We start from the raw sequence: 15,869 nt of genomic DNA on the forward strand, positions 1-15,869 counted from the left end.
TTTACACAAATTGTCTTATATCGCTGATTATCGATTCCGGGGATGTCGTATCGCCGGTGTGTATTCGGGGGTGTTGGGCAATGGCGAGCGTCGGAACGGTAGCCAATCGCTTTTCTGAGAAACTGCTGGGGTTGCTCGACGGCGTGGAATACCGCCGCGTCGAGACGAGCGAGGACATGGAGGATATCGCCCGCATCCGCTACAAGGCCTACAAGGCCGGCAGCGTGATGCATCTGGGCGAGGAAACGCCGCTCCTCATCGACGAAGTCGATTTCGATAGCCATGCCTATGTGTTCGGCATCTATTATGAAGAGCGCCTGATCTCGACGGTGCGCCTGCACCATGTCACGCCCGACCACCGCGTGACCTCGTCGGGCAAGGTGTTTCCGGATGAGACAAAGGCGTTTCTCGATGCCGGTCTGACGCTGATCGACCCGGTGCGGCTGGCAGCCGATCCCGAAATCTGGAGCGAAATGCCCGCCATTCCCTATCTGACATTGCGGCTGGCGACGATGGCGGCCGACTATTTCGATGCCGATCGCGTTCTTCAGATGGTGAAGCCCGCGCATGCGGCGTTCTACAAGCGGGTGTTCGACGGTGACTTCGTCGCCTCGCCGAAAAGCAACCAGGGCAAGTTCATCATCGATCTGATGCTGATGGCGACGCGCTGCAAGGACGTGCGGTCCTCTCTCTATGCCCGCTTTCCGTTCTTCCAGTCGGAACCCTTCGAACGGCGGATGCTCTTTGCCCGTGGCGAAGATATGCCGTTCAGCCCCCTGACGGTGCGGCCAACTGCGCGCCTTGCCGACACTCATCGCCGGATACAGCTGTCGGGCGGCGCCTACGCTGGTTAACGCTTGCGCCTTTATGTCGCAGTGCAGGCCGGTTTCACCTGAAACCGGCCTGCATCGTTTCCGGAAGGGGAAAGTGGCAAAGGCTAAGTTCCCCTTGCCGTTGCGCTTTGGCGATCCATTGTGTATGGCCTGAACAACGTGCGCTTCTGGCGCTTGGGGAAGAGCTGGGCCGCTTCGCAGGCCCGATGGTTATAAGCGCTCATCGGATGGGGGATTTCCGGCTGGCGAGCGTGGCTGCTTAGGAGAAGGTGACTATGGCTGAACATCATACCGGACCGATCGAAATGGGCGCTCCGATGGATTATCCCGAGCACGAGAAGACCTACGGTCTCTTCATCGCGGGCGCCAAGTACGGCACGCTGATCTGCGTTGCGCTGTTGATCGCCATGGCTGCCGGTTTCTTCACCAGTGCCGGTTTCTTCAGCGCCTTCCTGCTTTTCATCATTCTCAACGTCGCCGGTTTCTTCCTGCTTCGTTAATCCAACATCTGCAATACCGCAGCTTGTTCCGGCGCCATCCGGCGCCGCGATCCAACACGGCCAGTCTCGGGGGGAGGACCACGGTTTGAGTCAGTGTGTTTTTGTAGCGCGTGAAAGTGATACGGCAGAAGGTCGTGTCGCGGCTTCCGTGGAAACCGTCAAGAGAATGAAAGGCCTCGGGCTGGATGTGCTCGTAGAGGCCGGAGCGGGGCTTCGATCCCGAATTCTCGACGCCGACTATGAAGCTGTCGGTGCGCGCATCGTCGGGGCCGAAGAGGCGAGATCCGCCGATGTGGTGCTCAAGGTGCGCCGGCCCTCATCCGCTGAAATCGCCACCTACAGGCCCGGTGCCGTCGTCATCGCTACGATGGATCCCTACGGCAACGAAGCTGCCATCGCCGAAATGGCGAATGCCGGTCTCACCACCTTTGCCATGGAACTGATGCCGCGTATCACGCGCGCCCAGTCGATGGACATCCTGTCCTCGCAGGCGAACCTTGCCGGCTATCAGGCCGTCATCGATGCAGCCCATGAATTCGACCGCGCCATGCCGATGATGATGACCGCCGCCGGCACGGTGCCGGCCGCCAAGGTCTTCGTCATGGGCGCCGGCGTTGCCGGTCTCCAGGCCATCGCCACCGCCCGCCGGCTCGGCGCGGCCGTTTCCGCGACAGATGTCCGTCCGGCCGCCAAGGAGCAGGTCGCTTCCCTCGGTGCCAAGTTCATCGCCGTCGAGGACGACGAGTTTAAGGCCGCGGAAACCGCTGGTGGCTATGCCAAGGAAATGTCCAAAGAGTATCAGGCGAAGCAGGCAGCCCTCGTCGCTGACCATATCGCCAAGCAGGACATCGTCATCACGACCGCGCTTATTCCGGGCCGTCCGGCACCGCGCCTCGTGACCCGCCAGATGCTGGCCGCCATGCGCAACGGTTCTATTGCCGTCGATCTTGCCGTCGAACGCGGTGGCAATGTGGAAGGCGCCGAGCCCGGCAAGGTCGTCGAGGTCGAGGGCGTGAAGGTCATCGGCTATCTCAACGTGCCGGGCCGTATCGCGGCCTCCGCCTCCGCGCTTTACGCGAAGAACCTTCTCACGTTCCTTGAGACCATGGTCGACAAGGAAACGAAATCGGTTTCGGTGAATGTCGAGGATGAACTCGTCAAGGCGACGATGCTGACCAACGGCGGCGCCGTTGTGCATCCGAACTTTGGCGGTGCGGTTCAGCAAGGGGAGGGCAAGTGATGGCGAACGAACTTCTCGACAAGGCAATCACTGATCTTGAACGCGCCGTGGAAGCCGTTCGTACGGCGTCCGAATACGTGCCGGATGCGGCCGCTGCCGCTGCGCACGGCATTTCCGGCGGGGCGATCGATCCCTTCGTCTTCCGCCTCGCGATCTTCGTGCTGTCGATCTTTGTCGGCTACTACGTGGTTTGGTCGGTAACGCCCGCGCTGCATACGCCGCTGATGGCTGTTACCAACGCCATCTCGTCGGTCATCGTGGTCGGTGCCCTTCTGGCTGTCGGCATCTCGCTTTCGGGTGTTGCGACGGGTTTCGGCTTCGTCGCGCTCATCCTCGCCTCCGTCAATATTTTTGGCGGCTTCCTCGTCACCCAGCGCATGCTGGCGATGTACAAGAAAAAAGAGAAGTGAGGGCGGCCAGATGAACGTGAACTTCGCAGCCTTCCTCTACCTCGTTTCCGGGGTACTCTTCATCATGGCACTGCGTGGCCTGTCGCACCCGACGACCAGCCGGCGCGGCAACATGCTCGGCATGATCGGCATGGGTATCGCCATCGGCACGACGCTGCTTCTGGCAACGCCGTCCTTCGGCGGCCTCGTGCTCATCGTGCTCGGCATTGCCATCGGCGGCGGTGCAGGCGCCTATATCGCCCGCTCGATCCCGATGACGTCGATGCCGCAGCTCGTCGCCGGCTTCCACTCGCTCGTCGGCCTTGCCGCTGTGCTGGTCGCCGCTGCCGCGCTTTATTCGCCGGTGTCCTTCGGCATCGGTCAGGTCGGTGAGATCCACGGCCAGGCGCTTGTCGAAATGGCGCTCGGTGCGGCCATCGGCGCGATCACCTTCACCGGTTCGATCATCGCCTTCCTGAAGCTCGACGGACGCATGTCCGGCAAGCCGATCATGCTGCCCTACCGGCATGTGATCAACATCGCGCTGCTGGCCGCGATTGTCGTCTTCATCGTCGGACTGACCCTGTCGGAAAGCCATTTCGATTTCTGGCTGATCGTCATCCTGGCGCTGGCGCTCGGCGTGCTTCTGATCGTACCGATCGGCGGCGCCGACATGCCCGTCGTCGTCTCCATGCTCAACTCGTATTCGGGTTGGGCGGCGGCCGGTATCGGCTTCACGCTGGGTAACCTCGCGCTCATCATCACGGGCGCGCTGGTCGGCTCCTCGGGTGCGATCCTGTCCTACATCATGTGCAAGGGCATGAATCGCTCGTTCATTTCCGTCATCCTGGGCGGTTTCGGCGGCGATAGCGGTGCGGCGGCAAGCGATGACGGCGTGCAGCGCACGGTCAAGCAGGGTTCGGCCGACGATGCGGCCTTCCTCATGGCGAATGCCAGCAAGGTGATCATCGTGCCCGGTTACGGCATGGCGGTCGCGCAGGCTCAGCACGCGGTACGTGAACTGGCCGATGCGCTCAAGAAGAACGGTGTCGAGGTCAAGTATGCCATCCATCCGGTCGCGGGCCGCATGCCCGGCCATATGAACGTGCTGCTTGCCGAAGCGAACGTGCCCTATGACGAAGTGTTCGAACTCGAGGATATCAACTCGGAATTCGCACAGGCCGACGTGGCCTATGTCATCGGCGCCAACGACGTGACGAACCCGGCCGCGCGCGACGACAAGTCCTCGCCGATCTACGGCATGCCGATCCTCGATGTCGACAAGGCCAAGACCTGCCTCTTCGTCAAGCGTTCGCTCGGCTCCGGATATGCCGGCATCGACAACACGCTGTTCTACAAGGACGGCACGATGATGCTGCTGGGCGATGCCAAGAAGATGACGGACGATATCGTCAAGGCGATGAACCACTAAGCGGTTCAAACCAGCCCGGAATGAAAAAGCCCGCGATCATCTCGCGGGCTTTTTGTTTGGGAAGAGCGACAGCCGTGTCAGGCAGGCTGGGGCTTGTTGCCGGCGCCGCGCGTGCGGGCGAGGCCATCCTTGGCCGGCTTGTAGTTGGGATCAAGGCGCAGCGCCTGCGAGTAGGAGCGGGAAGCCTTGGCCATTTCGCCGCGGCGCTCGTAGATCAGCGCCTGGTTTGCCCAGGATTCCGATAGCTTCCCGTCGAGGCCGATGGCCGTGTTGAAGTCCGAGAACGCGTTGTTGTCGTCGCCCAGCGCCGCATAGGAAATGCCGCGACCGTTATAGGGCTCAGCCGAGTTCGGCGACAGCGAGATGGCCTTCGAGAAGTCCTCGATCGCCTTTTGGTGCTGGCGGCGGGCCTGATAGATCAGGCCGCGATTGTGATAGGCACGGGGATCGGTCGTATCGAGCTCGATGGCGCGGTTGAAATCGCGGAACGCATCGTCCAGGCGCCCGGCCTGGCGGTACAGATTGCCGCGACCGATATAGGCCACGTCATAGCGCGGGTTGATCTGCAGCGCGGTGTTGTAGTCGGAGACCGCCTGCGCCTGATCGCCGAGGCTGCGCTGCACGAGCGCGCGGTTCGCATAGGCCTGGTAGAAACGCGGATTGAGCTCGATCGCCCGGTTGAAGTCGTCCAGGGCCCGGCGGTTTTCACCAGCACGGCCATAGGCCGAACCGCGCACATTGTAGCCTTCGGGGTCCTGCGGATTGGCGGCGATCACGGCCGAAAGCGACGCGATATTCTGCTGCGATCCCTGGGCGCGTTCGACCTTGAGGACATCCGTCGAGGTCGTTGACTGGCAGCCCGCCAGAAGAACGGCAAGCGAGGTCGCGGCAACCGCGGCCATCAGGGAGCGACGCATGTCAGCGGCGGGAAAGCGATTGTTCAGAAACCCGGTAGATGCAGCCATATTCAAGTGCGAATCCTCAAAGTAAGCTTCTCTTGCGCCTCATGCGCAAGGAAACCGCTACGGCTTTGTCAGCAATTCCGGCGGGTAATTGTAGCGGGTGCGCCCGAAATTGCACGGAACGTCTTTCATAAGGGTGAAAAAAGATCCGTTCACGTCAAAAAAGGCGGCGGCGATATGTTCGCCCCCGCCCGGTCTTGCATCCGAAAACGTCGAAATGACGGCCGATTAACGGGCGCCCGGACGTGCGCTGACGAGGCCTTCGCGCTGCGCACGCTTGCGAGCGAGCTTGCGAACGCGACGAACGGCTTCAGCCTTCTCGCGTGCACGCTTCTCAGACGGCTTTTCGTAATAGTCGCGCATCTTCATTTCACGGAAAATGCCTTCGCGCTGCATCTTCTTCTTGAGAGCGCGGAGAGCCTGATCAACGTTGTTGTCGCGGACAAGTACCTGCACGAGAATCCCGTTCCTTTGGTTGTTGTAAGCCATGCGAGTACTGGTCGCGAGGCAAATGGATGACGTTCGCTCAGCCCAACGGGCCGGCAATTGGCGGGTCGGATATCAGATCGTCTGAGGAAAGTCCAGCCTCTGACGGCGCGTGTTAAGGATATTTGCATGGCGCCGTCATAAATCCCCAGCAAAGGGCGGATGCGGGCCATGTCGCATGTGGTACAAGGTGCGCCTGAATGCGTCGCAAAGGATACGGCGCGAAACGCCAGGATTTGCTTTTTATCGGGGCAGGAAACAGCCGGCGCGACCGGCGAGATATTGAGGATACGGGATGCGCAAATATTCGGTTTTCGCCGTCGCCCGGGAGGCGATGCGCGGCCACAAGGGGTGGGAGGCGCAGTGGACCTCGCCCGAGCCGCGCAAGGAATACGACGTGATCATCGTCGGCGGCGGCGGCCACGGCCTGGGCGCAGCCTACTATCTCGCCAAGGAGCACGGCATCACCAACATCGCCGTGATCGAGAAGGGCTGGCTCGGCGGCGGCAATACCGGCCGCAACACGACCATCATCCGCTCGAACTATCTCTATGACGAGAGCATGGATATCTATGAGCACTCGCTCAAGCTCTGGGAAGGGCTGAGCCAGGACCTCAACTACAACGTCATGTACTCGCCGCGCGGTGTAATGATGCTGTCGCACAACGTGCACGACAAGCAGTCCTTCGGCCGCCACATTCATGCCAACCGCCTCTACGGCATCGATAACGAATGGCTGACGCCCCAGCAGGCGAAGGAATTCGTTCCGGTCCTCGATATTTCGGCCTCCGCGCGCTACCCCATCAATGGTGCCGCCCTCCAGCGCCGCGGCGGTACGGCTCGGCACGATGCTGTTGCATGGGGCTATGCCCGCGCGGCGTCGGATCGCGGCGTGCATGTTATCCAGAACTGCGAAGTGAAGGGCATCCGCCGCGGGCCCGACGGCGCCGTGACAGGCGTGGAGACCTCGAAGGGGTTCATCGGCGCCAAGAAAGTCGCGGTTTCGGCGTCCGGCCATAACTCGGTCATCCTGTCGATGGCAGACGTGAAGCTGCCGCTGCATTCGGTGCCGCTCCAGGCGCTGGTTTCAGAGCCGATGAAGCCGATCTTCCCGTGCGTGGTCATGTCCAACTCGGTGCATGCCTATATCTCGCAGTCGGACAAGGGTGAACTCGTCATCGGCGCCGGTACGGACCAGTACAATTCGTACTCCCAAACCGGCGGCCTGCAGATCATCACGCATACGCTGGATGCCATCTGCGAACTCTTCCCGATGTTCCGTCGTGTGAAGATGATGCGCCAGTGGGGCGGCATCACCGACAACACGCCTGATCGTTCGGCGATCCAGGGCGTGACGCCAGTGAAGAACCTCTTCGTCAATTGCGGCTGGGGCACCGGCGGCTTCAAGGCGACGCCCGGTTCGGCGCATCTCTTCGCGCATCTCATCGCGAAGGGCGAGCCGCACAAGCTGGCGGCCGGCCTGACGCTCGACCGCTTCCGCACCGGCCGCCTCATCGACGAGGCAGCGGCCGCGGCCGTGGCACACTGATGAACGTGGCGCTCGCCGCCGGATTGCTGATGACGGCCGGTGTGATGCCGGTGGGTTCGATCATTCCCGAACCCGACGATTTACGTCTTCAGTCGATCCGCAAGGCGGCGGGCGAGCAGAACTGGCCTTTCGTCGCGGAGAGGGGGATGCTGGGGTGCGTCGAAATGCTTGGCGAGCGGGTGGTCTATTTCATCCCGGGCGACGAGATGGAGCGGGCCTACAACATCGACATAAACCTTCTTGCGATGAGTGTTGCCAATCTCGGAATAACGAATGTGCTGGCCCCCTATGAGGATAGCGCGCAACTGCTTTACCGGCTTGTGCCTTTCGTCTCCATGGGACAGCGACTTTGCGATCAGGAACCGGGCACGTTTGTGACGGAACCGGAGCTTTAAACAGGTAGGAAACAATGCTGCTGATCTACTGCCCCTACTGCGAGGAAGAGCGCTCGGAGCTCGAATTCCGCCACGGTGGCGACGCGCACATCGCCCGGCCGACCAACATCGCCGACATTTCCGACGAGGAGTTCCAGGAATACTTTTTCCTGCGCGACAACCCGAAGGGGCTGATCTTCGAACGCTGGCGCCACATCCATGGTTGCGGCCGCTTCTTCAATGCGGCACGCGACACCGTAAGCGACAAGTTCGTCATGAGCTACAAGGCCGGCGAGCCGAAGCCGGATCTGCCGGGTGCCGCGCCCGCGTCCGAAAAGACTGTAGAAACCTATGAAGCCACGGAAGGAACCGCGAAATGAGCGGCGCCAATCGCATTGCCGGTCAGGGCCGCCTGACGCCCGCCAAGACAGCGCGTTTCACCTTCGACGGAAAGACCTATCAGGCGCTTGAGGGCGATACCGTCGCCTCTGCGCTGCTCGCCAACGGCGTGCATCTGGTCGGTCGTTCGTTCAAGTATCACCGCCCGCGCGGCATTCTTTCGGCCGGTCCGGAAGAGCCGAATGCACTGATCGACGTTTCCCGCGATGCCGCGCGCCGCCAGCCGAACGTGCGCGCGCCGGTGCAGGAAGTCTTTGACGGCATGAAGGTGGAATCGCAGAACCGCTGGCCCTCGCTCGCCTTCGATATCGGCGGGGTGAACAATCTGCTGTCGCCGTTCTTCGCAGCCGGCTTCTACTACAAGACCTTCATGTGGCCGAAGGCTGCCTGGGAGAGGGTCTACGAGCCCTTCATCCGCAAGGCCGCCGGCCTCGGCGTCTCGCCGACGGAAGACGATCCCGACCATTACGCCAACCGCTATGCGCATTGTGACGTGCTGGTTGCCGGCGCCGGCGTCGCCGGGCTGTCTGCAGCGCTGGCAGCGGCTCAATCCGGCGCCCGCGTCATCCTCGTGGACGAGCAGCCGGAAGTCGGCGGCGCGTTGCACTATGATACGTCGGTGAAGATCGACGGCCAGAACGGTTACGACTGGGCACAGGCGACGGTCGAGAAGCTGAAGGCGATGGAGAACGTCACCGTTCTGACGCGCACCACGGCCTTCGGCTACTACAACCACAATTTCGTCGGCCTCGTGGAGCGCGTCACCGATCATCTCCCCAAGCCGGACAAGACGCTGCCGCGCGAGCGCCTGTGGCAGGTCCGCGCCAAGCGCGTCATTCTCGCGACCGGCTCGATCGAGCGCCACATGGTGTTTGCCAACAACGACCGGCCCGGCATCATGCTGGCCTCGGCCGCGCGCACCTATCTCAACCATTTCGGCGTCGCTGTCGGCCGCAAGGTCGGCGTCTATACGGCAAGCGATTCTGCCTACGAGGCCGCCTTTGATCTGAAGCGGGCCGGTGTGACCATCTCTGCCATCGTCGACAACCGCGAGAAGCCTGGTGAGGCGGTGCTGACCGAAGCCCGCAGGCTCGGCATCGAGGTGCTGACCGGTCACTCGGTTATCGACACTAAGGGCAAGCTGCGTGTTTCTGCCATGTCGGTCGCCCGCAACGGCGGCGGTTCGGCGCGGTCGATCGCGATCGATGCGCTGCTGATGTCCGCCGGCTGGACGCCCTCCGTGCACCTCTTCTCGCAGTCGCGCGGCAAGGTAGCCTATGATGCGGCTTCCGGCCGCTTCCTGCCGGGCACCTATGCGCAGGATTGCCTTTCGGTCGGTTCGTGCAACGGTACCGACGGTCTTCAGGCAACCATCGAGGAATCGCTGGCTGCCGGCGAACTGATGGCACGCGCCACCGGCAATGAAGGCGGCGCCAAGGTCGAGCTTCGTGGCGAAAACGCTTTCGAATGGACTGGCGGCATGGCCGGTAGCGCCGAAGGCGCCGGCGCCGATACGACCGTCAAGGCTTTCGTGGACTTCCAGAACGACGTCTGCGCCAAGGATATCCGCCTTGCGGTGCGCGAAGGCATGCACTCGATCGAGCACATCAAGCGCTTCACCACCAACGGCATGGCGACGGACCAGGGCAAGCTGTCCAACATCCATGGCCTTGCCATCGCGTCCGAAGTGCTCAACCGCGAGATCCCGAAGATCGGCCTCACGACCTTCCGCGCGCCCTATACACCCGTTACTTTCGGTGCGCTGATCAGCCATTCGCGCGGCGCACTTTTCGATCCTGCCCGCAAGACGCCCATGCATGCATGGGAAGAAGCCCACGGCGCGGTCTTCGAGGACGTCGGCAACTGGAAGCGCGCCTGGTACTATCCGCGTTCGGGCGAGACGATGCACGATGCGGTCAACCGCGAGTGCCGCACGGTGCGTAACGCCGCTGGCCTCTTCGACGCGTCCACGCTGGGCAAGATCGAGGTCGTCGGGCCCGACGCAGAAGTGTTCATGAACCTCATGTACACCAACGCTTGGGATACACTGAAGCCCGGCCGTTGCCGCTACGGCATCATGCTGCGCGAAGACGGCTTCGTCTATGATGACGGTGTCGTGGGTCGCCTGTCGCAGGATCGCTTCCATGTCACCACCACGACGGGCGGTGCGCCGCGCGTCATGCACCACATGGAAGATTATCTCCAGACAGAATTCCCGCATCTCAAGGTCTGGCTGACCTCCACCACGGAACAGTGGGCGGTCATTGCAGTCCAGGGCCCGAAGGCGCGCGAAATCCTCGAGCCGCTAGTCGAAGATATCGACATTTCGAACGAGGCTTTCCCGCATATGAGCGTGCGCGAAGGCAAGATCTGCGGCGTGCCGACCCGGCTCTTCCGCATGTCCTTCACCGGTGAGGCGGGCTACGAAGTCAACGTTCCCGCCGATTACGGGCAAGCTGTCTGGGAAGCGATCTGGGCAAGGGCCGAGCCGCTCGGCGCCTGTGCCTACGGCACCGAGACCATGCACGTGCTTCGCGCCGAGAAGGGCTACATTATCGTCGGCCAGGACACGGACGGTACGGTCACCCCGCACGACGCCGGCCTCAGCTGGGCCGTCTCCAAGAAAAAGACGGATTTCGTCGGCATTCGCGGCCTCAAGCGGCCGGATCTCGTCAAGGAAGGCCGCAAGCAACTGGTCGGCCTCCTGACGAAGGACCCGAACGTGGTGCTGGAGGAGGGCGCACAAATCGTCGCCGATCCGAACCAGCCCAAGCCCATGACCATGCTCGGGCATGTCACGTCTTCCTACTGGTCGGAGAATTGCGGCCGGTCGATCGCCATGGCGCTCGTCGCCGGTGGCCAGGCCCGTCTGGGCCAGACGCTCTACGTGCCGATGCCGGACCGCACCATCGCGGTCGAGGTCAGCGACATGGTCTTTGTCGACAAGGAAGGAGGACGCCTCAATGGCTGATCAAGCTCTTCGCAAGCCGCCGCTTGGCCGCAGCCATGGTGGTTCCGCCAGTGCACGCGTCACGCCTGCCGCACCCGCAACCCGTCTTTCGCTGCGCGCCGGCGCCGATGCCGTCGGCACGCTTTCGCTGGCCTTCGGTCTCGAATTGCCGCAGCGTGCCAAGACTTCCGCCTCAGTCGGCGGTCGTCACGCAGTCTGGCTTGGTCCGGACGAGTGGCTATTGATCGACGAGAGCGGCGCGGACCTGATAGGCATTGCCGCTGGCGTTTCGGCGCTGCATTCGGCAACGGATGTCTCCCACCGCAACACGGGGATCATCGTTTCCGGTCCCAACGCAGCGGAAGCTATCGCAGCGGCCTGCCCGCTCGATCTCGGCAACAGGGTCTTCCCGGTCGGTGCTGCCGCGCGCACCGTACTTGGAAAGATAGAAATCGTTCTGCTGCGCACGGGGGAAGAGGATTACCGCGTCGAGTGCTGGCGCTCGTTCTCGTCCTACGCCTTCGGCATGCTGGCCGAAGGTGCGGAAGACGCCGGTCTCTAATGAAAAATCCCGCCCTGGAGGCGGGATTTTTTTAGACGTCCTCCGGCCGATCCTTCGGATCGAACTGAATGATGGTGATCCAGTCGGCGGTGAGTGCGGGCTTGCGCTCGTCCTCGATCTCCACGGAAACATCGTAGCGGATCGTCACCATGCCGGCGCCGCGGAAGCGCGCCTCGTCCAGCACGAACCGACCCCGCACGCGGGCACCGCTTTTCACCGGCGTGATGAAGCGGACCTTGTCGAATCCGTAGTTGATGCCCATCGTCTGCTCGATGATGCGCGGCACGCAATCGAAGTTCATGGCTGAGAGCAGCGACAGGGTCAGAAAGCCATGGGCGATGGTGCCGCCGAATGGCGTCTCGGCCGCCGCGCGGACGGGATCGGTGTGAATGAACTGGTGATCCTCGGTCGCACCGGCAAAACGGTCGATCATCGTCTGATCGACGACGAACCAGCGGGAAACGCCGAGTTCGCTTCCCACGAGTGCGGGCACATCTTTCAAATGAATATCTGCGGGCATAGGGCTTTCCATTGATCGATTGGCGTTCGTTCTAGAGACGCGCTTTGGCCGGGCAATGAATTTCAGTGGTTTTCGACAAGAATTTCGACTGTGCGTGCAGGCACCATTCCGTTGGGCGGACGGCCGACGGTGAGCAGGCTGACCCATTCGCGACCATCCGGCAAGGGAAGCGCCAGCGGCTGTTCACCATGGCTGCGATTGACGATGACCGCGAGGCGCACGATGCGCTGCTGCTGAGCGTCCGGTGTCTTGAAAAGGGCAACGAAGGTGCCTGCTCCCGGCTGCTCCCAGTCCTCCACGGTCATCGGCGTGCCGGCAGCGGTCAGCCATTCAACATCGCCGCCTCCGTTCAGAAACGTCGTCTCGGTCAGCGCCGGAAAACGCTTGCGGATCGCCGATAGCATGGCGGTGTGTTCGATCAGGCCGTCATCCAGATCCTTCCAGTCCAGCCACGTCAGTGCATTGTCCTGGCAATAGGCGTTGTTGTTCCCTTTCTGGGATCGGCCGCCCTCGTCGCCGGCTGTCAGCATCACCGTGCCGCGCGAGATGAAGAGGCTGGACAACAGCGCCTTAACGTCTGCCCGCCGGGCTGAAAGCACCACACCGTCCGTCGTCGAGCCCTCGGCTCCGTTGTTCCAGGAATGGTTCTCGTTGTGACCGTCCCGATTGTCCTCGCCGTTCGCCTCGTTGTGCTTGTGCGTGTAGGAAACGAGGTCCATGAGCGTAAAGCCGTCATGGGCGGCAAGGAAGTTGACGCTGCGTGTGCGATCCCCGCCATGGCGGGAGAAGATGTCCGACGAGCCCGCAAACGCTGTAACGAAGGCGCCGAGCTTGTGGCTGTCACCGCGCCAGAACATTCTCGTGTCGTCGCGATAACGGTCGTTCCATTCAAGAAAGGGGGCGGGAAAGTTGCCGAGCTGGTAGCCGCCGGGGCCGATATCCCAGGGTTCGGCGATCAGCACGCGGTCCTTCAACAAAGGGTCAGCGCAAATATCGGCCAACAGGGCCGCATTGGCCGAAAAGCCGTCGGCTTCCCGGCCGAGAATGGTCGCGAGATCGAAGCGGAAACCGTCGACCCCGGCCTGAAGCACGAAATGGCGCAGGCTGTCGATCACCAGCTGACGCACGACGGGATGCTCGCCGGCAATGGTATTGCCACAGCCGGTATCGTTGATCAGCTCGCCCGGCCGATCGGGTACGTGGCGATAGTAGGTTAGGTTGTCGAGGCCGCGCATGGAGAGCGTCGTTCCGTGGCGGTCGCTCTCCCCGGAATGGTTGAAGACGAGGTCGAGGATCACACCGATATTTTCGGCCCTGAGTGTGGCGACCGTATCGGCAAGCTCCTGCATCCCGCCGGGCACCAGACGCGGATCGAGTGCCATCAGCGCGATCGGATTGTAGCCCCAGCTGTTGGAAAGGCCGAGCGGCGGCAGATGCCGCTCATCGATCCAGGCGGTGATCGGCATCAGCTCGACGGCATCGACACCGAGCCGTTTGAGGTGCGCGATTACGGAGGGGTGGGCGAGTGCGCCGACGGTTCCGCGCATGGCCGCCGGCACGTCAGGATGCAGCATGGTAAAACCGCGAACCGCAATCTCGTAGATGAACCCGCCGGAGTGGAAAATCGGTGGCTTCACCTCGACGGGCCGGTCGCAGGTGACGATGGCCTTCGGCACGATATCGGCCGTTTCGGTGCCGAACTCCGTCAGGCGGGCGTCATGCACGAAGCAGCGGTCGAGCTCCTTTGCATAGGGATCGACAAGCAGCTTGGCAGGATCAAACCACAGGCCATGATCGGGCGAGTAGATGCCGTCGGCGCGAAAGCCGTAGCGTGTACCTTCCTGCGCGCCCTCGACGAAGACGCGGTGAAAGCCGTTCTCGTCCCGACCCATGGCGAGGCGGGCGAGTTCCTTGTCGCCGCTGGCGTCGAACAGGCAGAGATCGACACGCGCGGCATCGCGCGAATAGACCGAAAACTCCACTCCGTCCCCGGAGAGCGTCGCGCCCGGCGCAAAGGAGGGAGGGGTGAGGGCCATCTTACGTGATCACGCTGGGTTCTTGGCGGCCCGTCCGTGACTTGATGCCGGCGATCTCGTCGGCGACGGCAATGAGGTCGGCCAATGCTTCCTGCGTGTCCATGCCGTGGCGGGCTGCATCGGGCTCATAGCGCTCGATGTAAACCCGCAGCGTCGCGCCCGACGTGCCCGTGCCGGAGAGGCGGAAGACGACGCGCGAGCCGCCTTCGAACAGGATGCGGATGCCCTGGTTGCGGCTGACGGACTGGTCGACCGGGTCGTTATAGGCGAAGTCGTCGGCGGTCTCGATCGTGAGGGCGCCGAAACGCTTGCCGGGCAGGGTCACGAGCTTGTCGCGCAGGTTGGCGATTAGGCCGTTTGCAGCCTCGCTGTCGACCTCCTCGTAGTCGTGGCGCGAGTAGTAGTTGCGGCCAAAGCTCGCCCAATGCTGCTTGACGATGTCCAACACGCTTTCCTTGCGCACCGCCAGGATGTTGAGCCAGAGCAGCACGGCCCAGAGGCCATCCTTCTCGCGAACATGGTTGGAGCCAGTCCCGGCGCTTTCCTCGCCGCAGATCGTGGCAAGGCCGGCGTCGAGCAGGTTGCCGAAGAACTTCCAGCCGGTCGGAGTTTCGTAGATACCGATACCCAGCTTTTCTGCAACGCGGTCTGCGGCGCCCGATGTGGGCATCGAGCGTGCGATGCCGGCAAGGCCTTGTGCGTAACCGGGCGCCAGGTGGGCATTGGCGGCCAGCAGGGCTAGGCTATCGGATGGGGTAACGAAAATGCCCCGGCCGATGATGAGGTTTCTGTCGCCGTCGCCATCGGAGGCGGCGCCGAAATCCGGCGCATCATCGGCCATCATCGTTTCATAGAGCGCGCGCGCATGGACGAGATTGGGATCGGGATGGTGACCGCCGAAATCCGGCAGCGGCATGAAGTTCAGCACCGAGCCCTTGGCGGCGCCAAGGCGGTTTTCAAGGATTTCCTTGGCGTAGGGCCCGGTCACGGCGCTCATCGCGTCGAAGACGATGCGGAAGTCACCCGCGAGAAGGCCACGAATAGCCTCGAAGTCGAAAAGCTGCTCCATCAGCTCGGCGTAATCAGCGACGGGGTCGATGACGTTAACAGTCATCCCGGCGATTTCGTGCGTACCTTCCAGGTCGAGATTGACGTCCTCGACGTCTGCGATCTTGTAGCTGTCGATGGTCTTTGTGCGGGCGAAGATGGCGTCGGTGATCTTTTCCGGTGCCGGGCCGCCATTGCCGATATTGTACTTGATGCCGAAGTCTTCGGTCGGCCCGCCCGGATTATGGCTGGCGGAGAGCACGATGCCGCCGAAGGCCTTGTTCTTGCGGATGACGTTGGAGGCGGCCGGCGTCGAGAGGATACCGCCGCGACCGACGAGAACGCGGCCGAAGCCATTGGCGGCCGCCATCTTGATGGCGAGCTGGATGACCTCGCGGTTGTAGTAGCGGCCATCGCCGCCGATCACCAGCGTCTCGCCTTCAAAGCCGTCCAGCGAATCGAAGATCGATTGGATGAAGTTCTCCGCATAGTTCTGCTGCTGGAAGACCGGCACTTTCTTGCGCAGGCCGGACGTGCCGGGCTTCTGGTCGGTATAGGGCGCGGTCGTTACGGTCTTGATGGTCATAGGC

General features: G+C 62.4%; 15 protein-coding genes. 10 read left to right on the plus strand and 5 right to left on the minus strand.

Features of this window, described 5'->3' with window-relative positions:
* Nucleotides 1–80 precede the first annotated feature (80 nt).
* From MKI86_RS15125 to MKI86_RS15145, 5 genes are all read left to right on the plus strand, one after another.
* The gene (locus tag MKI86_RS15125) at nucleotides 81–854 is read left to right on the plus strand and encodes an N-acyl amino acid synthase FeeM domain-containing protein (RefSeq protein WP_241601845.1); all 774 of its coding nucleotides are present in this window, start codon (nucleotides 81–83) and stop codon (nucleotides 852–854) included.
* Between the two features lie 254 nt (nucleotides 855–1,108).
* The gene (locus tag MKI86_RS15130; protein ID WP_241601846.1) at nucleotides 1,109–1,333 is read left to right on the plus strand and encodes an aa3-type cytochrome c oxidase subunit IV; all 225 of its coding nucleotides are present in this window, start codon (nucleotides 1,109–1,111) and stop codon (nucleotides 1,331–1,333) included.
* Between the two features lie 85 nt (nucleotides 1,334–1,418).
* Entirely contained in the window at nucleotides 1,419–2,573 is a 1,155-nt protein-coding gene (locus tag MKI86_RS15135; RefSeq protein ID WP_241601859.1) for a Re/Si-specific NAD(P)(+) transhydrogenase subunit alpha, read from the plus strand.
* Nucleotides 2,573–2,983, plus strand: coding sequence for an NAD(P) transhydrogenase subunit alpha part 2 (locus MKI86_RS15140; protein ID WP_241601861.1), 411 nt, complete (start codon nucleotides 2,573–2,575; stop codon nucleotides 2,981–2,983). The genes MKI86_RS15135 and MKI86_RS15140 overlap by 1 nt, the downstream gene beginning before the upstream one ends.
* A gap of 10 nt (nucleotides 2,984–2,993) precedes the next feature.
* Nucleotides 2,994–4,394, plus strand: a complete 1,401-nt coding sequence (locus tag MKI86_RS15145; protein WP_241601862.1) for an NAD(P)(+) transhydrogenase (Re/Si-specific) subunit beta — start codon at nucleotides 2,994–2,996, stop codon at nucleotides 4,392–4,394.
* Between the two features lie 77 nt (nucleotides 4,395–4,471).
* Here the strand turns inward: MKI86_RS15145 and MKI86_RS15150 are convergent, their stop codons facing one another.
* The gene (locus MKI86_RS15150; RefSeq protein ID WP_241602526.1) at nucleotides 4,472–5,311 is read right to left on the minus strand and encodes a tetratricopeptide repeat protein; all 840 of its coding nucleotides are present in this window, start codon (nucleotides 5,309–5,311) and stop codon (nucleotides 4,472–4,474) included.
* A 273-nt stretch (nucleotides 5,312–5,584) separates the two neighbouring features.
* Nucleotides 5,585–5,812: a 30S ribosomal protein S21 gene (gene rpsU / locus MKI86_RS15155; RefSeq protein WP_134645949.1), complete on the minus strand. Its 228-nt coding sequence runs from the start codon at nucleotides 5,810–5,812 to the stop codon at nucleotides 5,585–5,587.
* Nucleotides 5,813–6,137: 325 nt separating this feature from the next.
* Between rpsU and MKI86_RS15160 the strand changes: the two genes are divergently transcribed.
* From MKI86_RS15160 to MKI86_RS15180, 5 genes are read left to right on the plus strand one after another with little or no spacing between them, the layout of a single operon-like run.
* A complete protein-coding gene (locus tag MKI86_RS15160) occupies nucleotides 6,138–7,391 on the plus strand; it encodes a sarcosine oxidase subunit beta family protein (RefSeq protein ID WP_241601863.1) in 1,254 nt (417 codons plus the stop codon).
* Nucleotides 7,391–7,786, plus strand: a complete 396-nt coding sequence (locus MKI86_RS15165; protein WP_241601864.1) for a hypothetical protein — start codon at nucleotides 7,391–7,393, stop codon at nucleotides 7,784–7,786. The genes MKI86_RS15160 and MKI86_RS15165 overlap by 1 nt, the downstream gene beginning before the upstream one ends.
* A 14-nt stretch (nucleotides 7,787–7,800) precedes the next feature.
* Nucleotides 7,801–8,145: a sarcosine oxidase subunit delta gene (locus tag MKI86_RS15170; protein ID WP_241601865.1), complete on the plus strand. Its 345-nt coding sequence runs from the start codon at nucleotides 7,801–7,803 to the stop codon at nucleotides 8,143–8,145.
* On the plus strand, nucleotides 8,142–11,135 hold the full coding sequence (locus tag MKI86_RS15175) for a sarcosine oxidase subunit alpha (RefSeq protein WP_241601866.1): 2,994 nt from the start codon (nucleotides 8,142–8,144) through the stop codon (nucleotides 11,133–11,135). The genes MKI86_RS15170 and MKI86_RS15175 overlap by 4 nt, the downstream gene beginning before the upstream one ends.
* A complete protein-coding gene (locus MKI86_RS15180; protein ID WP_241601867.1) occupies nucleotides 11,128–11,676 on the plus strand; it encodes a sarcosine oxidase subunit gamma in 549 nt (182 codons plus the stop codon). The genes MKI86_RS15175 and MKI86_RS15180 overlap by 8 nt, the downstream gene beginning before the upstream one ends.
* Nucleotides 11,677–11,707: 31 nt before the next feature.
* On the opposite strand, the gene MKI86_RS15185 is transcribed toward MKI86_RS15180, so the two are convergent.
* The 3 genes from MKI86_RS15185 to MKI86_RS15195 all read right to left on the minus strand — a co-directional run bounded on the left by MKI86_RS15185 (nucleotide 11,708) and on the right by MKI86_RS15195 (nucleotide 15,865).
* A complete protein-coding gene (locus tag MKI86_RS15185; RefSeq protein WP_241601868.1) occupies nucleotides 11,708–12,196 on the minus strand; it encodes a MaoC family dehydratase in 489 nt (162 codons plus the stop codon).
* 62 nt (nucleotides 12,197–12,258) lie between these two features.
* Nucleotides 12,259–14,232 (minus strand): glycogen debranching protein GlgX, encoded by a 1,974-nt coding sequence (glgX, locus tag MKI86_RS15190; protein ID WP_241601869.1) that lies wholly within the window; start codon nucleotides 14,230–14,232, stop codon nucleotides 12,259–12,261.
* Between the two features lies 1 nt (nucleotide 14,233).
* A complete protein-coding gene (locus tag MKI86_RS15195) occupies nucleotides 14,234–15,865 on the minus strand; it encodes an alpha-D-glucose phosphate-specific phosphoglucomutase (protein ID WP_241601871.1) in 1,632 nt (543 codons plus the stop codon).
* Nucleotides 15,866–15,869 lie beyond the last annotated feature (4 nt).

Origin of the sequence: Shinella sedimenti (genome assembly GCF_022601905.1) — a bacterium.
Classification (GTDB): Bacteria; Pseudomonadota; Alphaproteobacteria; order Rhizobiales; family Rhizobiaceae; genus Shinella; species Shinella sedimenti.